The following is a 24,029-nucleotide window of genomic DNA, read 5'->3' as shown; positions in this document are numbered from 1 at the left end:
TTCAGGCCACCCGCATACGGGCGACCGCCTCGCGCGCGCGGCGCCGGGCCCGCTCCGACAGCACCTCCCGACTGTCGTGGGGCGACCCGAAGCCGCCGCAAGTATTGCTGAGGGCAAGGGCGTTGCTCTGCGAGACCAGGCGGCCGAAAGCCGTCAGGCGCACGGGATCGGCCGGCCGGATCAGCCGCGCCAGCTCCGTCCGCGCGCCGAGGCCCGCATCGCGGGCGACGTCGTCCGCCAGCGCGCACCTGACCGTGTCCCAGGCGGGTCCGCCGGTCGCCCGGTACGCCTTGGCGACGGTGTCGGAGTGCAGGACGTCGGCGCCGTGCCGGTTCAGCGCGTACGCGGCCACGTACAGGCCCTGGTGGTCGCGGTCGCGGCACTGCTCGCCGTCGACGTGATCGGCGCAGTCGCAGCCGGTCAGCCGGGGCAGCACCGCCGCCGTGACGTGCTCCGGATCGGCCCGGCGGCTCGGGGCCCCGGGAGGCGGCAGGGGAAGTCCCGCCTCCAGGGCCCGGGTCCGCCAGGCCGCGCGCGCCGCGTCGAGGGCCGCCGAGGGCCGCTGCCCCGCGCCGAACGAGGTCATCCGTGAAGGGTTGGCGTGACCGAGGCGGCTCACCCCCGCCAGGAAGGCGGCGGCCGTACGGGCGCTCCGCGCGTCGTCGGCCGCGAACGCGTCCGTGAGCTCGGCCCGTTGGCGCTCGCTCAGTACCCGGTCCCAGAGTTCGAGCATCACGCAGGCCGCGGTGGCCAGTTCGGCGACGAGCGGATTCCACCCGTGCGGCTCCGAAAGATCTACCGTGCCCCAACACCATTGATGTGCAATGTTGTTGAGTTCTCCTGGTTGGCCCACGTTGCCCTCATTCAGCGTGCTAGCGTCCTGCCGCATCTCATCAGACACAGCGGAGAGCGGAGCACGGATCAGGTGTCGTTGGCCGAATTACGACCGTCCCCGGGGCCGTCACGTCCCCGCTGGGACCCCAGAAGGCAGGCGTGCGTACCGGTGCTGACCGCCCGGGGGCACGGCACTCGCGTCACCCTCGTCCACGCACTGCGGCACGCGGACGGTCTGCGCGCCGTCTCGGCGAAGACCGCAGGGGAGACCGTCGCCCTGCTGGAGTACCTCCTCGCCGTCTGCTACGCCTCCACCCGCTGCCCGACGACCCGTGACGAGTGGCTCGGCTGGGTCCGCGACGGCACGCCGCTGACCGGGGCCGCCGACTGGCTGGACGGCCGCCCCGACGAGCACTGGGACCTCTTCCACCCGACAGAACCGCTGGGGCAGAACGCCCTCCTCGCCCCGTACCTCGACGAACACGGCGCGGGACCGGCCCAGTTGGTGATCGAGCACGCGGGGGACTACAACCAGTTCTTCGACCACCACCACCTCGAACACCCCACTCCGCTCCCCGCCGACGCCGCCTTCCGCGCGATGCTCACCCAGCACGCGTACGGACCCGGCGGCCGGGCCCGTATGCCCGGCAAGGAAACCCTCGGTCCCACGCTCACCAACCTGGCCGCAGGACGCCTCAGCACCCGTATCCGGGTCGTCGCGCTGGGGACGACGCTCGGCGACACCCTGCGGCTCAATCTCGTGCCGACCGCCGAGGACCCCGGCCGCTTCAACCGGACCTGGACGGTGGCGCCGGAGCCCCGGCGGGGCTTCCTGACCAAGCCGTCGGGGCGGCGGGTCGACGGACCGGCCGACCTGAACACCGTTCTGGGACGCTCGATCCTCCTGCGGCCGACCGTCACCGAGGACGGGACTCCCGCTGTCGACCGCGTCCTGATGGCGGCCGGTGAACTCCTCGAACCACTGGGCCACCACCGCACGCAGGACGCGGTCTACGACGGGGAGGGCGCGGGGAGCGCCGACGCCAAGCCGCTGCGGCCCTCCGCGACCAAGGCGTTGTGGCGCGAGGCGCACGCCCTGTACGCGGCCGTCGCCGACCGGACGCACGGACCCGACCTCTACGACCGCCTCGCCCTGCTGCGGGGCCGTCGACTCAGCCTCTGGGCCGTCGGGTTGATAGCGAAGCAGACCACGGTCGTCACCTGGGTGTCGGACACGTTCCCCTTCGTGCCGGGCCGCGAGCGGGACATGAGATACGCGGCCGAGCGGGGTTCGCTCATCGCCGACCATGTGGCGGTCTGGCTCTTCAAAGCGGCCTACGTCGCCTGGACGGTGACGTACCCCAACCCGAAACCGGGCGACAAGGACCGTCAGATCGCCCGGTTCGACGCGCGGCCCGAGCACTGGGCCCACACGGCCGAGCCCTTCCACACGCTGCTGGACGAGACGACGGCGGCCGGGACCGAGGAGCGGGTCGACGCGGCGATCGTCGCCTACGCGGCCGAACTCGCGGACTGCGCACGGCGGTTCCTGGGCAACCGGCTCGACTCGCTGCCCGCCAACTCGCGCGGGATGCGGGCACGGGCGCAGGCGGTCCGGTGCCTGGAGAGTGGCCTGACCGGACGCACCGCCCCCGACGAACTGAAGGAGGACCGCGAGTGACCGCGGACATACCGGGCACCGCGTACCGCGACGGCGCCGAGCGCGCCGCCGGTACGGAGGCGCGCGACCGCGCGCGGAGCGAACAGCTCACCCGCTGGCTGGTCGGCCTGGTGCGGAGCCGCGACAACGGCACGCTCGCCGAACTGCGCCGCCCCACGGTCAGCCAGAACGCCCACATCGAGGCGGGCTGGTTCGACCCGTCGCGCCGCGCGGTGTTCGAGCAGGTGGCCTTCCTCTTCGCCGTCTACCACCGGGGCGCCGTCGAACCGTCGTGGGGATACGGGAGCCTGGGCACCGCGGCCCGCAGGATCGGCACCAGCCTCGGGTACGGGCCGGACGACGCGGGCGCCGGCAGGCTGATGGACCGCGTCGTCTCCAGCCGCCGGCCCCCTCTGCGGCACCTTCAGCACACCGTCGCCCGGCTGCGCTCGTGCGGCAAGCCGCCGCCGTCCTGGGCACAGCTCGCGGACGACCTCGCCCGCTGGTCCGACCGGCAGGCCCGTATCCGGTACCACTGGGCCGTCGACTTCCACGCGCCGTCGCCCGGCACCGCCGCCAGGAGCAGCAGAACCACCAGGACCGTCACGACGAAGGAACTGCCCACGTGAGTAACCCCGTCGCCCTCACCGGGCGCCAATTCCTCTCCCTGCACCTGCTGGAGACGCTGGTCGCGGTCCTCCCCGTCAGGGACGAGAACGGCGCGCCCAAGTCGATCGTCTACGGCGGTGTGGAACGGCACATGATCACCAGTCAGGCGCGCCGCCGCGCCGAGCGGGTGTACTCCCGCGACCGGGCGAACGCCCAGGAAGGGCCGCTCGCCGGGCACGCCATGGGCGTCCGTACCCGTGAATGGGCCCTGGTGACCGCCCGAGCCCTGGAGTCCCGGCACGGCTGGACGAGGGAGGAGGCGCTGCCCACGGCGCGGGCCGTCCTCCAGGCCGTCGGCCTCAACTTCGGCGATCCCGCCAAGCCCACGGTCGCCGACCTGACCAAGGTGCTGCTCTTCGCGCCCGCTGACGCGGGTGACCGGATCGCCGACCACATCCACACCGACCGGGCGGCGGTCGGCGCGTGGGCGGAGCGGTACCTCGCGCAGTCTCAGGCGGCAGCGGCCAAGAAGCCCAAGGGACGGCGCGGGAGCGGTCAGCCGGAGGAGGCGGGCGCGGACGGAGCGGGCACGGACGGGACGGCTCCTGACGAGGCGGGCGCCGCCGGAGGCAAGCTGCCCGCGCTTCCCAAGGCCACCAGGACCGCGGTCCTGACCGCGCTGGCCCCCCGCGACGCGATCGACATCGCGCTCTACGGCCGCTTCCTGGCCGAGATCCCGGACTCGCCGAACGTCGACGGCGCGATCCAGAGCGGCCACGCCTTCACCGTCCACGAAGCCGAGTTGACCGACGACTTCTACGCCGCCGCCGACGACGCCAAGCTCGCCCGCAAGAGCAACGCGCTCGACTTCCTCGACTCGGCGGACGACTCGGGGGCGGGCATGACCGGCTACCAGTCGCTGATCTCGGGCACGTTCTACCGGCACGCCGTCCTCGACCGGCGCAGACTGCGGCAGAACCTGCGCGCGGCGGGCATGTCGGAGCAGGACGCGGAGACCGCGTCCGTCGCCGCGGAAGCGGAGTTCGTCAGCGCCTTCGTCAACGCCTTCCCGCAGGCCAAGAAGAACTCGACCGCGTCCACCGGGTCGTTGCCCGCCCTGGTGCTCGCCTTCGACGGCGACCGGCCGTTCAACTACGCGTCGGCCTTCCAGCGGCCCGTCGACGAACTCGCCGAGGGCGGGCCCGCCGGGGAACTGGCCGTACGCCGCCTCCTCGCCCACCACGCGTTCGTCCTCCGGCGGCGCGACGACATCACGGCGGGCCGCGTCCTCACGTACGACCCGGCCGTGCACGCCGTGCTCCAGGAGCTGGGCGTCACGGATGTCGACTCCGTCGAGAAGCTGACGGAGCTGACGGAGCTGACGGGGTCGTCGGCGAAGTCGTCGGCGCAGTCGCAGTCGGCGGAGCTGCCGGGGTGAGCGGCCACGTCCTGCTCATCCGCCTCGCGGCTCCGCTCCAGTCCTGGGGAGTGGTCTCCTGGTTCTCCCGGCGTGACACCCACAGCCGCCCCACGAAGTCCGGCGTGATCGGTCTGTGCGCCGCGGCCCTCGGCCACGAACGCGCCGACGACCTGGGCGAGTTCCACGCCGTCCGGTTCGGCGTCCGCGCCGATCACCCCGGCACCCCGGTACGCGACTACCACGTCGTCGGATCCGGCCGGTATCCCGTCCGCCCGCGGGACGTCATCACCGACCACCGCAGGGCCGCCGCGCTGTCGCCCTCCATGGCGGAGGCCGGGGGCACCGCCTTCGGCCACCACGAACTCGCCGACTGGTACGGGGCGCCGAAATACGTCACCACCGATCCGTCATCGGGTGCCCTGGTCTCCCGGCAGCTCTCCCGGGGCGCGCTCGTCACCGAGCGCTGGTACGTGTCGGACGCCGCTTTCGTGGCCGCGCTCCAGCATCAGGACCGGGCCTTCCTCGCGACGGTCGCGACGGCGCTGGAGAGCCCGGAACGCCTGCTGTGGCTGGGCCGCAAGTCGTGCCCGCCGTCCGGAACACTGGCCGGGCCGCTGCTCGCCGGGACCGTCGAGGAGGCCTTCGCGTCCGTCGCGCTGCTGCCTTCGCAGGGCGTCGGGGCGCCGCCGTCGCCGCGGCCCTGGGCATGGATCGAGGCGGTGGACCCGGACGGTACGGCGACTCCCGTACAGGACCAGCCGGTCACCTTCGACCCGGACCGTCGCGCGCACACCACGCGGTGGGAGACCCGTACCCGCGTCACCATCGACGAGAACGCCACCGAATGGGACGTCATCCCGTGACCAATCCGCCCGCCGCCGCCCGATTCGTCGCCACGCACAGCGTCCTGACCATGGACGCCCGGCACCCGTACACCGCCAAGTCGCTGGTGGACGCCCAGGACATGCACCGCACCGTGATGAGCGGCTTCCGCGGCTGGGTCGCGGACGGCGACCCCGACGCCCGCGCCCAGACAGGGGTGTTGTCGACCTGGTCCGTCGATCTCAAGGCAGCGGCGCTCGTGCTGGTGGTGCAGTCCAGGGTCCCGGGAGACTGGGCGGGCGTGCCCCGCGACGCGCTCACCGGGACACCGCGGGTGATCACCGTCGACCGCACCATCCGCGCCGGGGACTCCCTGACCTTCCGCACCGTCGTCAACCCCACTCAGAGTCGTCCGACCGGGCCGCCCACCCCCGAGCGCCGCCGAGGTCAACGCACCGCCCACACCCGGCCCGACCACGTACGGCACTGGTTCGCCCGGCGGTTCCAGCAGCCGGGCGAACCCCGCAGGGCCCCCGACGGCGTCGCCCGGATCGGCGCCACCGCCGAGGAGGAGTCCCTGGCCGTCCGCATGCTTCCCACGGTCACAAGTCCCGCCCCCCACAAGGGCCTTCGCATCGCCCGCGCGGAGATCCGCGGCACCCTGACCGTCACCGACCCGGCCGCCCTGGTCGACGCGATGACCCAAGGCATCGGCCACGCGCGCGCGTACGGCTGCGGGCTGCTGCTGACGCGGTGAGCGCACCGAAGTTCGGGCCAACGGACGTTACGAGCACGGCCGTTGGTAGGGAATGCCGGGGAAGTGGGCGGACCACACCGCGTCGGTGAGGACGTTGGCGGTGGCGGCGCAGACGCGGGCCGCGGCGGTGTCGGGGGCGAGGGGCCAGCGGCGGAGGGTGCCCGCGACGGAGGAGGTGATGAGGGTGCGGCCGTCGTGGGTGGGGGCGAGGGGGCCCGCGCCGGGGGCGGGCAGGGGGCGGCCCTTGGGCGCGGGGTGGTGGAGGTCGGAGACGTCCCAGAGGCGGACGGTGTTGTCGGCGCTCGCGCTGGCCAGCAGCGAGGTGTGGGGGACGAAGGCCAGGGACTCGATCCGGTCGCCGTGTCCGGTCATCGGGCCGCCGAGGGCGGCGGGCCTGTGCGGGTCGGAGACGTCCCACAGGCGCAGGGTGCGGTCGTGGGAGAGGGCGAGCGTGCGGCCGTCGGCGGAGAAGGCGGCGGCCGACGCGCCGTAGCGGGAGTCCCCGTAGGCGCTGGTGGGGATGGCGGCGAGCGCGGCCGGGCGGGTGGCGTCGCGGGTGTCCCAGAGCTGGTACGGCTCGGGGGTGTTCTCGGTCAGGGTGAGGCGCCCGTCGGCGCCGAGGGCCAGCAGGTTCCCCCGGAGCGGTGAGTCGGCGACCAGGGGGCGGGGGCCGGCCGGGCCCGAGATGTCCCAGAGGCTGCTGTGGAGCGCGGTGGTGGACCACAGGCGCTTGCCGTCCGCCGTGAACGACAGCTTGCGGATCGACGCTCCGGAGGGCTCGCCGAAGGGCTCGCCCAGCGGCGCGGGGCGGGCCGGGTCGGCGAGGCTCCACAGCGCGATCGTGGTCCCGTCCGCGGCGACGTCCATGTCGGCCACGGCCGTCGCCAGGGTGCGCCCGTCGGGGCTGACGGCGAAGACCGAGGTCCGGCCGTCGGGTCCGGGCGTCGGCCGGCCGGTCGGCGTCGGACCGCGGGCGTTCGTCAGATTCCACAGCCCGACGGCGGAGTGCGGGACGGAGGAGTTGTCGTCGACTCCGGCGATCAGCGTCCTGTCGCCGGGCAGGACGGTGATCGAGTCGACGGCGCCGCCCGGGGTCGCGACCGCGGGCGGAAGGTCCCAGACCCGGACGGTGGAGCCGTCGCCGCTGGCCAGGGCGGACCCGTCCGGGGAGAACGCCAAGGCGTCCACGGTCTCGGTGTGTCCGCCCAGCGGCGCGTACATCGCGACGAGCGGATGCGGGAACTCCTCCTCCAGCGAGGACGACGCCAGGCCGGTGTCGGCGACGCGCCAGAGCGTGACCGTACGGTCGTCCCCTGCGGTCGCGAGTACCTGGCCGTCCGGCCGCATGGCCATGGACAGAGCCGCCCCGCGCGGGAGTTGGTGCTCGTTGTGCAGGGCGGGCCGGGTCCGGACGGTCAGGTCCCAGACGCGCAGCGTCTCCGGGGACAGGGTGCTCGGCTCCCCGTTGCCGCCGGGGTCGCCCGCGGTGGCCAGCCACCGGCCGTCCGCGGAGAAGGCGACGTCGGGCGTCAGTGTGGCGCCCACTTGCAGGCCCTGCGGCAGCAGTTCCTCGAAGCGGCCGGGCGCGGAGACGTCGACGAGTTGCAGGGTGTTGCCGTCCTCCCACACCGCGAGGGTGCGTCCGTCGTGGCTCAACGCGACGGCCGCGCCTGGCCGTTCGGCGCCGGGCTTCGGGTGGGCGGGGTCGGTGAGGCTCCACAGCGTCGTGGTCCCGCCGTTGACGCCCACGTCGGCGGTGATGAACTCCCGTCCGTCCGGGGTGAAAGCGACCATGCGGGTGTCCTCGGTGCCCGTCATGCTGCCGGTGCGGCGGAAGTGCGCCGGGTCGGACACGTCCCACAGGTCGAGTACGGGGTGCGGGGCGGAGCTGTCGGCCGTCGTCCCGTCCGAGCCCTCGGTCGCGTCGCGGGCGAGCGGCGCGTACACCGCCAGCCGTCGCCCGTCCCGGCTCAACCGCACGTCGGCGGCGCTCTTCAGGCCCGGTACGGGCCGTCCGACGCGGCGCGGGTGCGAGGGGTCGCGGCTGTCCCACACCGTCACCGAGCCGTCCGCGGCCCTGGTCGCCATCCGCCTGCCGTCCCCGCTGAAGGCCGGCGCGCCCGTCGCGCCCGGCACCAGGGCCGCCAGCGGGCCGTTCGCCCAGGACAGGAGGTTGGTGTACTTGTCGTCGTCCGGCCGCATCCGGTACGAGGCCAGGTCGAGCAGGGCGGCGAGCGACGGGTCGCTGGTGCGGACGCGGTCGGCCTCGATCGCGACCTGGCCCGCGATGGCGGTGTCCCGCTCCTTGCGCGCGGTGTCCCGCTGCGTCTGCGCGGTCGCGCGCTGCTGGAAGGCGAAGACGGCGGTGCCGGAGGCGATCAGCACCAGGGCGGTGAGCACGGCGATGACATTGCGCCGTAATCGCGCGGCCCGCGCGGCCTGTTGGGTCGAGGCGGCGAGGAAGTTCCGTGCCGCCGGGCTCAGATGGTCGGGGGCGGAGGTCGCGGCGGTGGTCGCGCGCTCCAGCCGACTGCCCCGGAACAGCAGGGCGTGGTCGGAGCCGCCGTGCTCGCTCCACGCCCGTGCCGCCTCTTCCAGCTCCTGGCGCACCAGGATGTCCGCCCGGCCGCGGTCGATCCAGCGGCGCAGGCGGGGCCACGCGCGGATCAGCGCCTCGTGGGTGATCTGGACGGTGACGCGGGCCGCGGCGCGGCTCTCGTCCTCGGGCCCGTCGCCGTGCGGCCCGTCGCCGTGCGGCCCGTCGCCGTGCGGTTCGCCGCCTTCCGGGGCGCCGTCCAGGGTGAGCAGCCGTGCCCGGCTGAACGCGGTCAGCGCGGCGGCCGTCGCCGAGGCCGCGGAGCCGTCGGTGGCCAACTCGCCCAGTGACGCGCGCCGCCGGGTGTCCTCGGCGCCGTGCCCGATGCGCACGAGCCGCAGGAACAGCGCCTCCGCCGCCTGTCGGGCGGCCATGTCCAGTCCGGCGTAGGCGCGTTCGGCCGACGTGGAGATCGCCTGCCGGATTCCGCCGGTGGCCTGGTAGTCCGCCACGGTCAGCGCACTGCGGCTGCGCCGTATCCACGTCATGTGCAACGCGTGGGCCAGCAGCGGCAGTCGGCCCGCGGTGAACCACGCGTCGGGGTCGGGGTCGCCGACCGTCGGGTCGTCGGGGAAGACGCCGAGGTCCCGCAACAGCAGCTCTTCCAGGCCCGGTTCCATGGTCAGCCCGGTCGCCTCGGCGGGCGCGACGATCGCGGCGCGCAACTCGTCCTCGGTCATCGGCCCGACCAGGACCTGGCGGCCCCTGAGCACCGCGCGCAGTCGCGGGTGGGCGATGGCGTGGCCGTAGAAGTCGGCGCGGAGGCCGAGGACGAGCAGGACCGGGGGCGGGGTCCCGTGGGGCGCGGGGCCAGGCGCGGGGCCCGACACGTGGCTCGGCGCGGGCTCCTGCGCCATACGGCTGACGGCGTCGATGAATGCGCGGCGCTCGGTGTCGTCGGTGCAGAGGGTGAACAGCTCTTCGAGCTGGTCCACGATCACGACGAGGCGGGGCGCCGGTGCGTCGGCCGCCCCGGCCCGCGCGGCCAGGGCGACGCTGAGCCGGTCGGTGTAGCCGCCGGGGTCGGTCCGTAACGCCTGTTGTACGGCGGCGGCCTCTTCGCCGGTCGCGGCGGCCAGCTGTCCGGCCAGTGCCGCGAGCGGGTGCGCCGTGGGCGTCAGGACGAGCTGCGGCCAGTCCCGCGAACCCTCCACCGGAAAGCGGTTGCCGCTCAGCGCGGGCCGTAGACCCGCCATGAGCAGCGACGACTTGCCCGACCCCGAAGGGCCGACCACCGCCAGCGGTCCGCCCGCCTCCAGTTGCGCGACGACCTCGGTGATCAGGGGATCGCGCCCGAAGTACCACTGCGCCTGGTCGACGCCGAAGGGGGCCAGGCCGGGGTACGGGCACCGGTCGTCGTCACCCGCGGGCCCGTCGGCGCGCCGGTCGGTCCGGCCGCGGGCGCCGTACATGAACAAGTCGCGGGCGGCGTAGTAGATATCGCCGCCCGCCTGGTTGATCCGGCTGTCGCCGGACGCCGTCGCGGTCTGCTCCAGCGAACGGGCGTCCGCTCGGCCGCCGGTGGCGGGAGTGCCGGCCGGTCCGGCCGGGTCAGGCGTCGGGGGCATCGGTGAGGTGGATGCTGCCGCCCGCCTGGAAGACGCGGTTGCCGCGGCCGGAGACGCTGGCGCGCTGGGTGACCGTCGTCCCGGGCGTCGTCGGGGCCGCGGCCGGGCTCAACTCGTCCAGCACGCGGCGCAGTTCGGCGGCCAGCGCCGGGTCCGCGTCCAGCATGCGCTGCAATCTGCGCTGCCAGTCCGCGGCGAGCTGCGTCTCCGTCTCGGCGTCCCCGCTGTCCCGCGCGGCCAGCACATCCGTCCGGACCTCGGCCAACTCGGCCTCCACGGTGGCCACTCGCTCGGGATGCACGCGCCGCCACAGCGCCAGCGCGGTCGCCCGCGCGTCCTCCCAGGCGTCACTGGCCATCGCACTCACCAGCGTCGTTCCCGCCGCCAACACCAACGGATCCACCCCGCCCGCCCCCCACCGACCCCGGCTGCCTCACGGACCGTCATCGTATCGGCACATCCCGTTCGGCCAAGGGAGAACGCCGGGCTCCGCTTGGGCCGTTCGTCCGACCGCCGACCGTTCGTCCGGCCGCCGGGCCGCCGGGCCGCCCGCTCTGCCCGAGCGGGCGGCCCGAGGGCGTACGGGCGTATGGGCGTATGCCGGTGCGGGTCAGCGCACGCGGACGGTCACCGTCACGGTCTTGAGGACCGCGGGGAGCTTGGTGGTGTCGACCTTCAGGATCTCGCCGTTGTCGGACTTGGACGTGGGCGGGAGGACCTTCTGGTGGACGGTCCAGGTGCCGTCCGGGTCCACGGCGATGGTGTCGATGCCGAAGTCGTCGTCGTTGGAGAGGTAGAGGGTCCGGCCGGCGTCGGCGGTGGCGACGCCCTCGACCTTGTCGTGGGCGAAGAAGGCACCGGTGGGGTCGAGTTGGCTGACCAGGGTGCCGACGTTGAGATAGGGCTGCTTCTGGGCGACGTTGACGCCCGCGGCCGTGAGCGCGGTGAGGGCCGCGTTGGTGCCGCCCGTACCGACCAGCGCCTCGGGGGACTTGCCGCCGAGGGTGAGGCCGCTGACGTCGGTGGCCCCGTTGATGTCGACCTGGAAGAGCGTCTTGGAGGCGAACGGCTCGTAGTTGCCGTCCCGTTCGTCGACGAGGAACGTGGTGTTCGACAGCGCGGTGATCTCGCTGTTCGCGGCGCCGGTCGTCGCCGGGTTGTCGAGCAGGTAGAGGTACTGCTTGGCCTTGTAGTTGCGGAGGTCGACGGTGATGATCCGGGTCGCCGCCACATTCCCGGCCTTGGTACCGCCGAGGTCGGGCTGCTGGAGCGCGGACTGCATGACGCCCACCAGCGTCGAGCCGTCCGGCGTGACCGTCAGCCCCTCCATGCCCTTGTTCTTGACGCGGTACGCGAGTTCGGCCGGCAGGTAGCCGACGATCTTGTGGAAGGCGTTGTCGGCGCTGTCGCGGTACGGGGTCAGCCGCCCCAACTCGTAGCCGTCGGCGTCGAAGTGGGTGATGTACGGGCCGTACTCGTCGGAGACCCAGAAGGTGCCGTCGCGCAGCGCGACCAGGCCCTCGGAGTCGTAGCCGTACGGGTCCCTGGCGACGGGAACGGGCTTGCCGCCGTTGGCGTTCGTCGCGTTGACGTCGTCGATCGTCTCGCTCGTGTCGTGCGGCGGACGCCCGCTGTAGGGGACGCCGCCCCGGCTCTTCGGTCCCTTCAGCGTGACCCGCTTGAGGAGCTTCGCCTTGCCGTCCACGAGCTGGAACTCGCCGATCTGCGGCGTGAAGTCGAGCAGCATCTCGGACTTGTTGCCGTCGGGGGCGTCGGCGTTCGGACCGCGGTCGGTCAGGCCGTAGAAGTGCCCGGGCCTGCCCGGCACCGGCGCGAGCGAGGAGCCGTAGCCCTCACCGGAGATGCGCGTGGTCGTGTCGCCGGGCCCCGCGACCGTGGCGAGCGGCGGCAGCGCCGACCCGTCGCGCCGCGTGTCCTTGAAGAGCCGCACGGCGTCGGTCGTCGTGTACGTGAAGGTGTCCGTGCCCGTGAAGCCGGGGCGCGGGGTGTACGTGAACGAGCCGTCCGCGTCGACCGTCGCCGTACCGTCCTTCGGGTCCGTGTGCCGTACGACCGCGGTCGCGCCGACGTCGTTCCGCAGCACATTGCCGGTGACCTGGCCGTGGCCGGAGAAGGTGTCGGCGGTCGCGCCGAAGTCGTGCGAGGGGGCCGAGATCCAGCCCGCGGTGTGGGCGGCGGCCGTGCCCGTACCCACCACGACGAGCGTGGCGCCGATCGCGACGACGATCCGGGTGCGCTTGCGGGAGAAGCGTCCTGAAGTGCGTGATGTCATGGTCCTGAACCTGTCGGTCACCGGTGAACTGCGCGCCGACGTCAGGTGAATGCCGGGTTCACGCCTCGGTGCGCGCTCGCGCCGGGCGGGAGGTCCCCGCCCGGCGCGAACGCCCGCACATCAGGAGCCACTTCCGTGCCGGGCCGCGCCCGCGTCAGGCGGCACCAGAGACAGACCGCCCCGGCATCAGGCCGCCTCGGCGTCAGGCCGCGCAGGGACCGTGCCGCGGCAGCGTCACGCCGCGCCCGCCGCCTGATACGTCGTCAGGGCCTCGTCGCCCAGGTACGGGTGGTACTCGTTGTTGCCCGAGCTGACGCTGATGTTGCCGACCAGGTACCCCGTGCCCGCGCCCGTGTCGAAGTTGGACAGGAAGCCGCCGCCGCTGGAGCCGCCGGTCTGCACGCAGTCGATGCCCCACATCGTGGAGTCGCCGCGCCCGGCGTCCGGATACTCCGTGCCCTCGCAGTGGTTGAGCTGCTCGCCGTTGCCCTCGGCGTCCGAGCCGCCGTAGCCGAAGGAGTGCACGTGCTGGCCGGTCGGCGAGTTGAAGGCGATGCCCTCGGCGCCCACGGTGTCCACCAGCGAACGGCCGTTGACGGTGTTCACCACCGCGTAGGCGAAGTCCCAGTTGGCGTTGCCCGCCGTCGAGACATAGCCGGACCACCAGTACAGGACGCGGGCGGAGAAGGTGCCGAACGGGCGGTTGCCGTGGTTGTAGCCGGGGATGAAGACCCAGTTCTGGTAGGACTCGCCGGTGCCCGCGTTGACGATGCAGTGGCCCGCGGTGAGGACCACCGACTTGTTGTCGGCGTTGGCGACGGTCGCGGAACAGGCGAAGGTGCCGCCCGAGGAGTTCTGGAAGAACACCTTGCCCGCGGTCGTGCTGATCAGGCCGCCGCCGTTCCACGCGGTGGGCGAGGACATCGGGGTGACCCGGCCGCCCGCCGTCGTGCGCGGCCCCGCGACCGGCGGGACCGCCACGCGGGAACCCGAGGCGGCGGGCGCCGCCGTCGTACGGGCGGCGGCCGTGCCCGTGGCGGCGGGCAGATCGGTCACGTCCTTCGCGCCGCGCAGGCGCTCGGGTGTCCAGAAACGCTCCGCCGCGCTCTGCTGCGCGGCGGAGACGGACGTCTGACGGACGCCCGCGGGCGAGGCCGGCGCGGCGTGCGCCGCGCCCGCCGTCCAGGCGGTCGCGGCGAGTGCTAACGCGCCGAGGAGAGCAGCCGATCGCTTCATAGCGACAACTCCAAGTCCTTTTGGGGGAAGGGGGGAGTGCGTGGTGGGGCCGGTGGTGCCGGAATCGACCCGAATCCCGCCTCGACAACGTTGTCCAACTGCACCTGCGTGACGTCGCCGAAACGTGAGCGGGGGCCACGCTAACTCCACTGGAGTGTCGTGTCCATGGCATCTTCAGCCGAATGTGAGTGGCCGGTGGTGCGCGTGGGGCGACGGGCCGTGACCGTGCGCCGTGCGCCGTGCGAAGGAGCGCGCGCGGGGCCAAGCGAGGGAGTGCGCGCGGAGGGGTGCGCCGGGGAGCCGCGAGGGGGATGTGCGCCGACCCGCCCGCGCGCGTACGGAGACCACCCGGGTGGGCGTACACGGACGGGCGTACGTGGACGGGTGTACGCGGGTGTACGCGGACACACGCGCGCCCCCCGGGAGGTGATCCTCCTGGGGGGCGCGAGGGGCGAGGCGGGGGCTTCAGCCCTCAGTCGTCGCTCTTGTTGCTGTGGAAGACGTCCTTGGCGGCGTCCTTGACCTTCTCGCCGGCCTGACGGACATCGCCCTTGGCCTGGTCGGCACGGCCCTCGGCCTCAAGGCTCTCGTTGCCGACGGCGTGACCGACGGTCTCCTTGGCCTTGCCCTTCACCTGGTCGACCTTGGCCTTCGCCTTGTCGCTGTCGCTCATGATGAATTCCTCTTTCCTGGCTCTGTGCCGTGCCGTTTTTTCTGAGTGCTTTTCCTGTTTCGCTTGGCTTCCTGGCCGTTTACCAGCGGTACCAGCGGCCACGAGTGCCGCTCGGGCCGGTCGAGCGCAGCAGGAATCCCAGCGCCCACAGGACCAGTACCACGATACCGATCCACAAAAGCAGTTTCACGGCGAAGCCTGCGCCGATGAGAACCAGCGCCAGTAGAAGAACGATGAGCAACGCTGCCATGACGATCAACCTCCTGAAGTGTCTTCTGCCCCCGGATTCAGCGGCCAATCAGTCAGCGGGCCGCGAGCGCCTGGGGCTCAGGCGCGGCGTCGATCCGTCACGACGCGGTAGATCACCAGCAGGATCAGCGAGCCGACGATGGCCGCGATCCACGTGGACAGATGGAAGAAGCCCTTGATCGAGTGGACGTGGAAGATGACCTTGCCCAGCCAGCCGCCGAGCAGTCCTCCGAGAATGCCGATGACCATCGTCACGATGACACCGCCCGGGTCGCGCCCCGGCATCAGTGCCTTGGCGATAGCCCCGGCCAGCAATCCGATGATGATCCATGCGAGAATTCCCACGACGCCCTCTTCCCCTTCTGTCCCCCGGATAGTCCCTGTCGACAACCGCCTTTACCGGCCCGCGCCTTTCAAACATGCGTACCCACGGAAGATCTCGCGCGCGGACGTGAGAGCGGGGCCGACCGGCCGGTCGGCCCCGCTGAATACGCCTTGTCCGCGCGGGTCGGTCCCCGGGAATGAGGGCGTGATGGAGAGCCGTGACGGAGAGCCGTGACGGAGAGCGCCGCGCGGTTGCCGCCCGACGCACCGGGGTCGGCGGTGGCGGTGAAGCGGAAGAGCTCGGTGCCGGTGTCGTAGCCGACTGCGCTGACGTAGCCGACGGAGCCGGTGGTGGCGGCCACGGCGGGCTTGCGGGGGGGGGGGGGGGGGGGGGGGGGAGCCGGGGGGCGGGGGGGGCCCCCCCCCGGCGGCCACGCCGCCCGGGGGGCGGGGGGGGCGCGCGGCGCCGGGTTGGGGCAGCCCCCCGGGCCCCCCCCCCCCCCCCCCCCCCCCCCCCCCCCCCCCCCCCCCCCCCCCCCCCCCCCCCCCCCCCCCCCCGGAGCCGTGGAGCGTGACGGGCGCCTCGCCGGGCGCGAAGGCGACCGTGGCGCGGGCGGTGCCGTCGTCGCTGAGGTGCTCGACGCGCCGGTCGCCGTGCGAGACGAACTTCCCCGCGTGCATGCACCGCCGCGCGACCCGCGTCGCGCCCGGCCACCGCCCCGGATGGGGGCGTGTGAACCATTGACAGTGGGGGCGGTCGCCCGCATTGTGGGAGCGCTCCCACGCGTACGCGGCACGACCCCCCCACATCCCGCCTCCCGAAGGTGAGTACGCCGTGCGTCTTGTCATGCCCCCCGGCCCCCAGCCCTTACGCGGGCGCCGCCGCCCGCTCGTGGCCGCGGCCTCCGCCGCCGCGCTCCTCGGCACGTTGCTGCTCGGCGGCGCCACCGCGCGGGCCGACGACCCGCCCGCGGCGCCCGCGGACGTCACCGTCAACGCCAACGAGGGCCTGGGGACGATCCCCGGCACGGCGTACGGCCTCAACAGCGCCGTGTGGGACGCGCAGATGAACGAGCCGCAGGTCCAGGACCTGCTCCAGGCCGCCGACGTCGGAATGCTGCGCTACCCCGGCGGCTCGTACGGCGACATCTACCATTGGCGGACGAACACCGCGCCCGGCGGATACGTGGCGCCCGGCACGGACTTCGACGCGTTCATGGGCACGGTCAAGAAGATCGGCGCCCAGCCGATGCTCATCGCCAACTACGGCTCCGGCACACCGCAGGAGGCCGCGGACTGGGTGCGGTACGCCAACGTCACCAAGGGGTACGGCGCGAAGTTCTGGGAGGTGGGCAACGAGCTGTACGGGAACGGGCATTACGGCTCCGGCTGGGAGCAGGACGATCACGCCGACAAGTCGCCCGCCGCGTACGCGAACAACGTGCTCCAGTACGTGTCGGCGATGAAGGCCGTGGATCCGACGGTGAAGGTCGGGGCGGTGCTGACCATGCCGGGCAACTGGCCGGACGGCGTGATGGCCGACGGCGAGAGCGCCGACTGGAACCACACGGTCATCCCGCTGATCGCGGGCAAGGCCGACTTCGTGATCGTCCACTGGTACCCGAGCACGTCGGACACCGCGCAGATGCTCAACACGCCCTCGCAGCTTGCCGGTGAACTCGGCCAGTTGAAGGACCAGTTGACCGCGGCGGGCGCGGGCGACACCCCCATCGCGCTCACCGAGGTCAACGGCGGCCGGGACGTGGACACGCAGCCGAACGCGCTGTTCGGCGCGGACGCGTATCTGACCGCCCTTCAGAACGGGGTGTTCACCGTCGACTGGTGGGACACGCACAACGGCGCCCAGCAGATCTCGACGTCGCCCAACGGCGCGACCGATTACGGCGATTGGGGAGTGCTGTCCAGCGCGAACTGCGTCGGCACGGTGTGCGAGCCCGCGCTCAACACGCCGTTCCCGCCGTACTACGCGATCCAGATGCTGAGCCGGCTCGGGCGGCCGGGGGACCGGATGGTCGGCGCGGGCAGCGGTGCCGCGACGGTCGCGGCGCACGCCGTGCGCCGCGCGAACGGCGACCTGAGCGTGCTGCTGATCAACAAGGACCCGTCGGCGGCGCGGACCGTGGCCCTGCACTACACCGGCTTCACCCCCGACACGTCGGCAGGGGTGACCGTGGACACCTACCGCGACCAGGCCGCCGCGATCGACACCGTCACGTCGGCCTACAGCGCCCAACAGACGCTGCCGCCCTACTCGTTGACCACCGTCACCCTGCACCCCAAGGCCGGTACGGGCTCGGCCCTGACCGCGCCCGGCGCGCCGAAGGTGACCGCGGCCGGGGACACCACCGCCACCGTGAGCTGGACGCCGTCGACCGGCGGCGCGGTGACCCGTTACGAGGTCTACCGGCAGGTCGGCACGGTCAGCGAGCTGCTGGCCGACAGCACGGGCACCTCCGCGACCGTCCACAACCTCACGCCCGGTACGACCTTCACCTGGAACGTCCTGGCGCGGGACGCCAACGGCCGCCTGTCGCCGCCGTCCGACCCGGTGACCGTACGCACCGGCACCCCCGCGCACTCGACCTGCCAGGTCGGCTACCGCACCACCGCGGGCTGGGGCAACGGCTTCAACGCCGAGGTGACCGTCACCAACACCGGCCCGAGCCCGATCACCGGCTGGACGCTCGCCTTCGCCTTCCCCAGCGCGGGCGAGTCCGTGTCCGGCTTCTGGAACTCCAAGGTCACGCAGACCGGCAGGCAGGTCGTGGCCACCCCGGTCGACTGGAACGCGACGCTCGCCGCCAACGGCGGCAACTCCGCCTCCTTCGGCTTCACCGGGGCCAACGACGGCGCGGCGCCCCCGCCGACCGTCTTCACCCTCAACGGCACGGTCTGCACGACGACGTGAGCTCCCGGTCCCGTACGGCTTCCGCTACGGCTTCCGGTACGGCTTGCGGTCACGCCAGCGCGAAGTAGCGCAGCCACAGATAGAGGGCCGATACGGCGACGGTGGCGGCGGTGACGACCAGGCCGTAGCGGGTGAACTGCCAGAAGGAGATGGGCTGTCGGGCGCGTTCGGCGATGCCGAGCACGACGACGTTGGCCGAGGCGCCGATCGCGGTGGCATTGCCGCCGAGGTCGGCGCCGAGGGTCAGCGCCCACCACATGACGTGGTCGGGGTCGCCGCCCAGGTGACGGACGAGGTCGGCGGCGACGGGCGCCATCGTGGCGACGTACGGGATGTTGTCGACGACGCCGGACAGGACGGCGGAGGCGCCGAGCATCAGCATGGAGCCGCCGAGTTCCCGGTCGCCGACGGCGTTGGCGAGGGCGTCGGAGACCTGGCCGATGACGCCGGTGTCGATCAGGCCGCCGATCATGACGAACAGCCCGGCGAAGAAGGCGAGGGTGGGCCACTCGACCTCGGTCAGCACCTCGCCGGTGTTCGCCCGGGACACCGCGACGAGCAGTCCCGCGCCGAGCAGGGCCACGACGCTCGGTTCGAGGTGCAGCACCGGGTGCAGGACGAAACCGGCGATGACGAGGGCGAGTACGGCCAGGCCCTGCCGGAGCATCCGCGGGTCGCGTATCGCCTCGCGCTCGTCCAGCGCCATGACCGCCAGCGCGCGGTCGGCGTCCCCGTCGAACGCCGAGCGGAACATCACGCGTGACAGGCCGATCAGCACGAGCACCAACACCACGGCCAGCGGTGCCAGATGGACGAGGAAGTCGTTGAAGGTCAGTCCCGCGCGGCTGGCGATGATGATGTTGGGCGGGTCGCCGACGAGCGTCGCGACCCCGCCGATGTTCGCGGCGAAGACCTCCGCGATCAGGAACGGCGCGGACGGCAGGGCGAGGCGTTCGCAGACCAGCAGGGTGACGGGCGCGACGAGCAGCACCGTCGTCACGTTGTCCAGCAGCGCGGAGGCGGTGGCGGTGACGACGATGAGCATCACCATCACGCGGAACGGTTTGGCCCGCGCCCGCTTCACCGACCAGATCGCCAGGTACTCGAAGAGGCCGGTGCGCTTGAGCACGCCGACGATCATCATCATGCCCAGCAGCAGGAAGATGACGTTCCAGTCGATGCCGGAGTCTTCGGAGTAGAAGGCGGAGACGTCGTCGGTCGCGCCGATCGCGAGCATCAGTCCGGCGCCGCCGAGCGCCGCAGCCACCCGGTGGACGCGTTCGCTGATGATCAGCGCGTACGTCCCGAAGAAGACGGCGACGGCCGCCCACGCGTGCCAGTCACTCATCCGGCACCGCGTGTTTCGCCCGTATCCACGTCACGACTACCACGGACGGTGCCCCCGATCAGCGAAGAGAGTTCTCTCGTATTCGCCGACCAGACTTCCCGGCACACCAGCGACCAATTTACACGTCTCATACGACTTCTTGACGCGGATGCGGTGATTCCGGGGGTCCGGGGGTCCGGGGGTTCGGGGGTCCGTCACGGGCGGAGGGCGGGGTCGGTGGGCGTTTGGCGGTGGGCGGGGGTGGTCGCCGGTCGCCGGGCGGCGGGGGAACGGGGTCCCGCGGCGGCCTAGTTCAGTCGAACCAGGCCGGATCGCCGGTCTCTATCAGGTGCTTGAGGACCGCCTTGTCGGTCAGGGCCTCCTTGAGCAGGGCGCCCAGGGCCTGGAGCGCTTCGGGGTCCGTGCCGTAGGCGACGAACATGCCCGCTTCGGGGTCGAAGGAGACGCGGTCGAGGAGTTCGGGCGCGCGGGAGCGGATGGCCGAGCGGGCGACGCCCGTCCAGCCGTAGCCGCTGCCGTACTGCTCGCACTCCTCGAAGACGTCCATGAAGGGGACCATGTCGGTGTCGCTGAGCAGCAGGCAGTAGTTGCCGGGGTCGTGGTCGTACTCGAAGAACGTGAGCGGGTCCAGCGTCGAGGTTTCGGTCATGGGCTGACGCTATAGGGAGCCACTGACAGGCTCAGGCGGCCCGCGTCGTCGTGACTTTGCCCTTGCGGAGGGTGAGGGTGCGGTCGGAGCGGGCGGCGAGGGTCTGGCTGTGGGTCACGACGATGACGCACTTGTGCTGGATGTGCGCCAGGTCGCGGAAGATGTCGATGATGCTGTCGGCGGTGTCCTCGTCGAGGTTGCCCGTGGGTTCGTCGGCGAAGAGGATGTCGACGTCGCAGGCCAGGGCCCGGGCGATGGCGACGCGCTGCTGCTGCCCGCCGGAGAGCTTGAGCACATTGCGGTGCGCGGCGTCGGGGTCGAGGCCGACGCCGGCCAGGATGTCGAGCGCGCGGGCTTTGCGCCGCCCGGTGGCGGGCCGGGCGCCGGTGATCTCCATCCCGGTGACGACGTTCTGAAGGGCCGTCATGTACGGCAGCAGGTTGTACTGCTGGAAGACCGTGGCGGCGTGCTTGTTGCGGTAGCGGCCGAGGCCGATGGACGCGATGTCCCGCCCGTCGAAGCGGACGGTGCCCGTGGTGGGGCTGTCCAGGCCGCTGGCCAGGCTGAGCAGGGTGGTCTTGCCGCTGCCCGAGGGGCCGAGGATGGTGGAGAACGTGCCCCGCTCGAAGGACACGTCGATCTGCCGGAGCACGGTGGTCTTGCGCCGCTGGCCCTGGTAGGTGTGGCTGACGGCGGAGAGTTGGAGGACGGGGGGAGCGGCGGGGACGGCGGCGGAGGTGGCGCCGGAGGTGGCCTCGGGGGCGGCGTCGGGGGTCGCGCCTGCCGCCGTAGCGGCGCCCCGGGACTCGCGCGGAGTCCGTGAGATGCCCGAATTCCGTTTCATAAGAGGTCACTTGCCCTTCGTGAGGATCGTGCGCGGGGTGAGCCGGAGTACGGCGGCGCCGGGGACGGCGGTGGCGAGCAGGCCGATGCCGAGGCCGACGCCCGCGACGGTGGCGAGGTCGGACGGCGACAGCCGTACCGTGATCGAGTCGATGGGGACGGCGCCCTCGACCGGCTTGTCGTTCATGTCGATGCCTTCCTTGAGGCCGGTGGAGCCGGGGGGCGGCGGCTGCCAGGCGTCGATCTTCCGCTGGGCGGAGGCCGCTTCGCCGCTGAGCAGCGAGTCGCCCGCCTTCTGCGTCAGGCTCTGGGCGAACAGCGCGCTGAGCCCGACGGCGAGCGCGGCGGCCACGGTGATCTCCACGGCCTGCTGGGCGACGAGCTTCCACTTCCTCTCGCCCATCGCGAGCAGCACGCCGAACTCCCGTCGCCGCTGCCGGACCGCGAGGGTGGCGAGCAGGCCGAGGACGAGCGCCCCGGCCACCCCGATCAGCCACATCGCCGCCGTCGCGGAGGACGTGATGCTCCGCAGCGGGCCGGTCATCTGCCGCAGCGCCTTGTCGTTGAGGTCGAAGGCGAGGCCGTGCAGCGCGTCGCCCGCCGTCCGCTCCGCCTGCGCGCGGAAGGCGTCGTACGTCGCCGGGTCCTTCAACCGGAAGGTGGCGCCCTGGAGTTGCGGCGCTCCCCCGCTGCCGTCGGAGTTGAGCCTGCTCAGCGCGGCGGCCGGAACGATCAGCCGGTCGCCGGGCGCGATGCCGTACTCGCTGTCGACGGTGTCGGACGGGTCGCGGTAGACGCCCTTCACGGTGAAGACGGCCTTGCGCTTGCCCTTCGGGTCGTTCTCGCCGAGCGTGAGCGTGCCGCCGGGCGCGAGGCCGTTCTTCTTCGCCAGCCGCTCCTCGACGAGGACGCTGTCGTCCTCGCGGTCGGCCGCCGTGATCGGCTGCCCCGACAGCAACGTCCAGGTGCCGTCGCTGAAGTGCGGCATCAGCGTCGAGTCCAGGACGCCGAAGGCGAGTGTCGAGTTCGCGGGGTAGTCCGGGGCGAGGGGCTTGCCGGTGGCGGTTCTCGCGCCGTTCAACAGCCGTGTGCCGTCGAAGGAGTTGTACGTGTACTTCTCCACCAGTGGGGACGCGCCGATCCGGTCCACGACGTCCGCGCCGATGGTCGGTGCCTGTCCGGTGAACGGCGCGTCCATGTCCGCCCCGAGCGTGACCTCGGCGCCGAGCCGCTGCCTGGCGGCTTCTGTCGCCCGCGCGGTGCCGGACTTGATGAGGACGCCGCCGAGCACCATGGCGGAGACGACGAGGAAAGTGCCCAGGGTGATCAGGGTCTTGCCTTTGCGGGACCACAGGCTCAGGCCCGCGCGTTTGACGAAGTTCATGACAGTCGGCCTCTTGGGGGGTCGGTGGTGGTGCGCATGGGTGAGGGCGTGGGCATGGGCGGGGGCGTGGGCGGCGGGATTTCGCGGTGCGGCTATTCGGTGTCGGTGAGGATCGAGCGGGGGTGCAGGCGCAGGATTCCGACGCCGGGCAGGACCGTGGAGACGAGCGCGATGCCGAGGCCGATTCCGGCGACCTTGCCGAGGTCGCCCGCGCTCATGCGGATGTCGGGTACGGCGGGGGTGTCGTCGGGGGCGGCGGCTTCGTCGGGCGCGGAGCCGCCGGGGCGGGACGCGGCGCCGCCGTACTGCTCGCGGGCCAGCAGCGTCTCGCCCGCCCGGTGTGCGAGGGACTGCCCGGCCAGTGCGGCCACCCCGAGCGCGGGCACCAGCAGCACGGTCACCTCGACGGTGTGCTGGCCGATGAGCTTCCACTTCCGCTCGCCCAGCGCCAGCAGCATGCCCAGTTCGGCCCGCCGCTCCTTGACCGTCAGCAGGACGACCAGCCCGAGGATCGCCGCGCCGCACAGCGCGATCAGCCAGACCAGCGCCCCCGCGAACGCCCCGACCCGCCGCAGCGGCAGCACTTGGTCGCGGTACGCCTTGTCGTTGACGTCGAAGCGGAAGCCCTTCGGGCCCAGCAGCCGTACCGCCTCCGCGTGCAGCGGTTCCGCCAGGTCGGGCGAACCGATCGTGAAGACCGCCTCCGTGGGCTTCGCCCCGAGCCCCAGCGCGGTGACGGCGGCGACCGGCACGTACACCTGGTTCGCGCCCAGGTCGGCGGCGGACGTCCACTGCGGCGGGTCCTGGCGCGTGTCCCGGTAGAGCCCCACGACCTCGAACGGCTCCCGCCGCCCGCCCGCGCCGCCCAGCTCGACGGTGTCGCCCACCGCGAGCCCGTGCTTCGCGGCCAGCCGCCGTTCGAGGAGGATCACCTTGCGGCGGGCGTCCGCCACGGTGATGCCCCGGCCCGCCACGACACGGACCCGGCCGGTGGCGAAGTCGAGGAGCGTGTCCGACGCGCGGACGCCGTTCAGCGTGAGCCCGTCCTTGCCGCCGCCGCCCGGAGTCCCCTCCGGCACCACGGCCGCCAGGCCCTGCGGCGGGACCGTCACCGCGCGCAGCAGCTCGTTGTACCGCTCGACCAGCGGATACGTCCCCAGCCGCCCGACCACCGCCGAGGTCAGCCCGTCCCCGCGCACGGTGACGTCCACCCCCACCCGCCGCTGCGTCTCCGCCTCCCGCCGCTCCGTCGCCCCCCTGAGAAGGAACCCCCCGAGCAGCAGCGTGCAGATCACCCCGAACACGCCCAGCAACAGCGCGGCCTTCCCCGCCCGTGCCACCAGACTGAACGCTGCCCGCTTGACGAAGTTCATGCGCCGAGCACACCAGCCGCCCCCGCGCAGCGGCATAAACCCGGTTACGTTCCCATAAGCCCCCGGCCAGCAAAGCCCCCGCCCACGCCCCACGTCGGCGGCCGTCTGCCGACGTCCGGCAGGCGGGCGTAGCAATGGCCCGGCGGGCCGTCTACGGCGGGGGTCCCGCATGCCCCGTCCGGCAGGCGGCGGACCTGGCCCCGTATCGCCTTCGGCCCTGCGTCGCCGACCGCCGCGCGCACGGCGTACCCCAGGGGTCCCGCAGGCCCCCGTCCGGCAGGTGGCCACCGGCCGCTGGTACCGCGTAGCGCTTACGGCTCCCGCGCCCGGCGGGCCGCCGCCGGCCACGTACCGGCACCGGCTGACACGTACCGGCACCGGCTGACACGTACCGGCACCGCCGGCCACGTACCGGCGTCGCCGGTCGAGCCCCGGCTCCGGCGCCTGCCGGTTCTTCGGCGA

The 24,029-nt window shown here is 72.8% G+C and carries 19 protein-coding genes; 6 read left to right on the top strand and 13 right to left on the bottom strand.

Annotated features, from left to right (window positions below; genetic code table 11):
• Window position 1: 1 nt before the first annotated feature.
• A complete protein-coding gene (locus tag ACIO6U_RS10575; RefSeq protein ID WP_401717481.1) occupies window positions 2-853 on the bottom strand; it encodes an HD domain-containing protein in 852 nt (283 codons plus the stop codon).
• Window positions 854-1,003: 150 nt separating this feature from the next.
• On the opposite strand from ACIO6U_RS10575, the gene ACIO6U_RS10570 reads away from it, so the two are divergent.
• Genes ACIO6U_RS10570 through cas6e form a run of 5 tightly spaced genes read left to right on the top strand, consistent with a single transcriptional unit; the run spans window position 1,004 to window position 6,102 of the window.
• Entirely contained in the window at window positions 1,004-2,515 is a 1,512-nt protein-coding gene (locus ACIO6U_RS10570; RefSeq protein ID WP_401717478.1) for a type I-E CRISPR-associated protein Cse1/CasA, read from the top strand.
• Window positions 2,512-3,123: a type I-E CRISPR-associated protein Cse2/CasB gene (gene casB / locus ACIO6U_RS10565; RefSeq protein ID WP_355339954.1), complete on the top strand. Its 612-nt coding sequence runs from the start codon at window positions 2,512-2,514 to the stop codon at window positions 3,121-3,123. The genes ACIO6U_RS10570 and casB overlap by 4 nt, the downstream gene beginning before the upstream one ends.
• Window positions 3,120-4,541, top strand: coding sequence for a type I-E CRISPR-associated protein Cas7/Cse4/CasC (locus ACIO6U_RS10560; RefSeq protein ID WP_401717475.1), 1,422 nt, complete (start codon window positions 3,120-3,122; stop codon window positions 4,539-4,541). The genes casB and ACIO6U_RS10560 overlap by 4 nt, the downstream gene beginning before the upstream one ends.
• Entirely contained in the window at window positions 4,538-5,386 is an 849-nt protein-coding gene (gene cas5e, locus ACIO6U_RS10555) for a type I-E CRISPR-associated protein Cas5/CasD (RefSeq protein WP_401717472.1), read from the top strand. Before ACIO6U_RS10560 ends, cas5e begins: the two co-directional genes overlap by 4 nt.
• Entirely contained in the window at window positions 5,383-6,102 is a 720-nt protein-coding gene (gene cas6e / locus ACIO6U_RS10550; protein WP_391041700.1) for a type I-E CRISPR-associated protein Cas6/Cse3/CasE, read from the top strand. Before cas5e ends, cas6e begins: the two co-directional genes overlap by 4 nt.
• Before the next feature lie 27 nt (window positions 6,103-6,129).
• Here cas6e and ACIO6U_RS10545 read toward each other — a convergent pair whose 3' ends face one another.
• From ACIO6U_RS10545 to ACIO6U_RS10515, 7 genes are all read right to left on the bottom strand, one after another.
• Entirely contained in the window at window positions 6,130-10,266 is a 4,137-nt protein-coding gene (locus ACIO6U_RS10545; protein ID WP_401717469.1) for an AAA family ATPase, read from the bottom strand.
• Window positions 10,250-10,624, bottom strand: a complete 375-nt coding sequence (locus ACIO6U_RS10540; protein WP_401717466.1) for a hypothetical protein — start codon at window positions 10,622-10,624, stop codon at window positions 10,250-10,252. The genes ACIO6U_RS10545 and ACIO6U_RS10540 overlap by 17 nt, the downstream gene beginning before the upstream one ends.
• 252 nt (window positions 10,625-10,876) lie before the next feature.
• Window positions 10,877-12,559 carry an esterase-like activity of phytase family protein gene (locus ACIO6U_RS10535; protein WP_401717463.1) on the bottom strand — a complete coding sequence of 561 codons (1,683 nt, stop codon included), beginning with the start codon at window positions 12,557-12,559 and terminating at the stop codon, window positions 10,877-10,879.
• A 234-nt stretch (window positions 12,560-12,793) separates the two neighbouring features.
• Entirely contained in the window at window positions 12,794-13,795 is a 1,002-nt protein-coding gene (locus ACIO6U_RS10530) for a trypsin-like serine peptidase (RefSeq protein WP_401717460.1), read from the bottom strand.
• Window positions 13,796-14,267: 472 nt separating this feature from the next.
• Complete coding sequence (locus tag ACIO6U_RS10525; RefSeq protein ID WP_355339978.1) at window positions 14,268-14,468, bottom strand: CsbD family protein; 201 nt, start codon at window positions 14,466-14,468, stop codon at window positions 14,268-14,270.
• A gap of 79 nt (window positions 14,469-14,547) precedes the next feature.
• The gene (locus ACIO6U_RS10520) at window positions 14,548-14,718 is read right to left on the bottom strand and encodes a hydrophobic protein (RefSeq protein ID WP_355339981.1); all 171 of its coding nucleotides are present in this window, start codon (window positions 14,716-14,718) and stop codon (window positions 14,548-14,550) included.
• A gap of 77 nt (window positions 14,719-14,795) precedes the next feature.
• Window positions 14,796-15,062 carry a GlsB/YeaQ/YmgE family stress response membrane protein gene (locus ACIO6U_RS10515; protein WP_355339983.1) on the bottom strand — a complete coding sequence of 89 codons (267 nt, stop codon included), beginning with the start codon at window positions 15,060-15,062 and terminating at the stop codon, window positions 14,796-14,798.
• Between the two features lie 814 nt (window positions 15,063-15,876).
• Here ACIO6U_RS10515 and ACIO6U_RS10510 point away from each other — a divergent pair.
• Entirely contained in the window at window positions 15,877-17,970 is a 2,094-nt protein-coding gene (locus tag ACIO6U_RS10510; RefSeq protein WP_401305746.1) for a cellulose binding domain-containing protein, read from the top strand.
• Window positions 17,971-18,019: 49 nt separating this feature from the next.
• On the opposite strand, the gene ACIO6U_RS10505 is transcribed toward ACIO6U_RS10510, so the two are convergent.
• The 5 genes from ACIO6U_RS10505 to ACIO6U_RS10485 form a co-directional block, all read right to left on the bottom strand.
• Window positions 18,020-19,318, bottom strand: coding sequence for an SLC13 family permease (locus tag ACIO6U_RS10505; protein ID WP_401717455.1), 1,299 nt, complete (start codon window positions 19,316-19,318; stop codon window positions 18,020-18,022).
• A gap of 292 nt (window positions 19,319-19,610) precedes the next feature.
• On the bottom strand, window positions 19,611-19,967 hold the full coding sequence (locus ACIO6U_RS10500) for an Imm51 family immunity protein (RefSeq protein ID WP_391041687.1): 357 nt from the start codon (window positions 19,965-19,967) through the stop codon (window positions 19,611-19,613).
• A 31-nt stretch (window positions 19,968-19,998) separates the two neighbouring features.
• Entirely contained in the window at window positions 19,999-20,811 is an 813-nt protein-coding gene (locus ACIO6U_RS10495) for an ABC transporter ATP-binding protein (RefSeq protein ID WP_401717451.1), read from the bottom strand.
• A gap of 6 nt (window positions 20,812-20,817) precedes the next feature.
• Window positions 20,818-22,194 (bottom strand): ABC transporter permease, encoded by a 1,377-nt coding sequence (locus ACIO6U_RS10490; RefSeq protein WP_401717448.1) that lies wholly within the window; start codon window positions 22,192-22,194, stop codon window positions 20,818-20,820.
• Between the two features lie 92 nt (window positions 22,195-22,286).
• Window positions 22,287-23,567 (bottom strand): ABC transporter permease, encoded by a 1,281-nt coding sequence (locus ACIO6U_RS10485; protein ID WP_401717445.1) that lies wholly within the window; start codon window positions 23,565-23,567, stop codon window positions 22,287-22,289.
• Window positions 23,568-24,029 lie beyond the last annotated feature (462 nt).

This window comes from Streptomyces sp. NPDC087422 (assembly GCF_044744145.1).
In the GTDB taxonomy this organism is placed as follows: Bacteria; Actinomycetota; Actinomycetes; order Streptomycetales; family Streptomycetaceae; genus Actinacidiphila.
Note: the sequence above shows the minus strand (reverse complement) of the source record. Positions and strands in the feature narration are given on the sequence as shown.

Excerpts from the sequence above, each read along its gene's own strand:
- ACIO6U_RS10545 (WP_401717469.1), bottom strand. The coding sequence starts at position 10,266 with ATGCCCCCGACGCCTGACCCGGCCGGACCGGCCGGCACTCCCGCCACC.
- ACIO6U_RS10540 (WP_401717466.1), bottom strand. The coding sequence starts at position 10,624 with ATGGCCAGTGACGCCTGGGAGGACGCGCGGGCGACCGCGCTGGCGCTG.
- ACIO6U_RS10535 (WP_401717463.1), bottom strand. The coding sequence starts at position 12,559 with ATGACATCACGCACTTCAGGACGCTTCTCCCGCAAGCGCACCCGGATC.
- ACIO6U_RS10530 (WP_401717460.1), bottom strand. The coding sequence starts at position 13,795 with ATGAAGCGATCGGCTGCTCTCCTCGGCGCGTTAGCACTCGCCGCGACC.
- ACIO6U_RS10525 (WP_355339978.1), bottom strand. The coding sequence starts at position 14,468 with ATGAGCGACAGCGACAAGGCGAAGGCCAAGGTCGACCAGGTGAAGGGC.
- ACIO6U_RS10520 (WP_355339981.1), bottom strand. The coding sequence starts at position 14,718 with ATGGCAGCGTTGCTCATCGTTCTTCTACTGGCGCTGGTTCTCATCGGC.
- ACIO6U_RS10505 (WP_401717455.1), bottom strand. The coding sequence starts at position 19,318 with ATGAGTGACTGGCACGCGTGGGCGGCCGTCGCCGTCTTCTTCGGGACG.
- ACIO6U_RS10500 (WP_391041687.1), bottom strand. The coding sequence starts at position 19,967 with ATGACCGAAACCTCGACGCTGGACCCGCTCACGTTCTTCGAGTACGAC.
- ACIO6U_RS10495 (WP_401717451.1), bottom strand. The coding sequence starts at position 20,811 with ATGAAACGGAATTCGGGCATCTCACGGACTCCGCGCGAGTCCCGGGGC.
- ACIO6U_RS10490 (WP_401717448.1), bottom strand. The coding sequence starts at position 22,194 with ATGAACTTCGTCAAACGCGCGGGCCTGAGCCTGTGGTCCCGCAAAGGC.
- ACIO6U_RS10485 (WP_401717445.1), bottom strand. The coding sequence starts at position 23,567 with ATGAACTTCGTCAAGCGGGCAGCGTTCAGTCTGGTGGCACGGGCGGGG.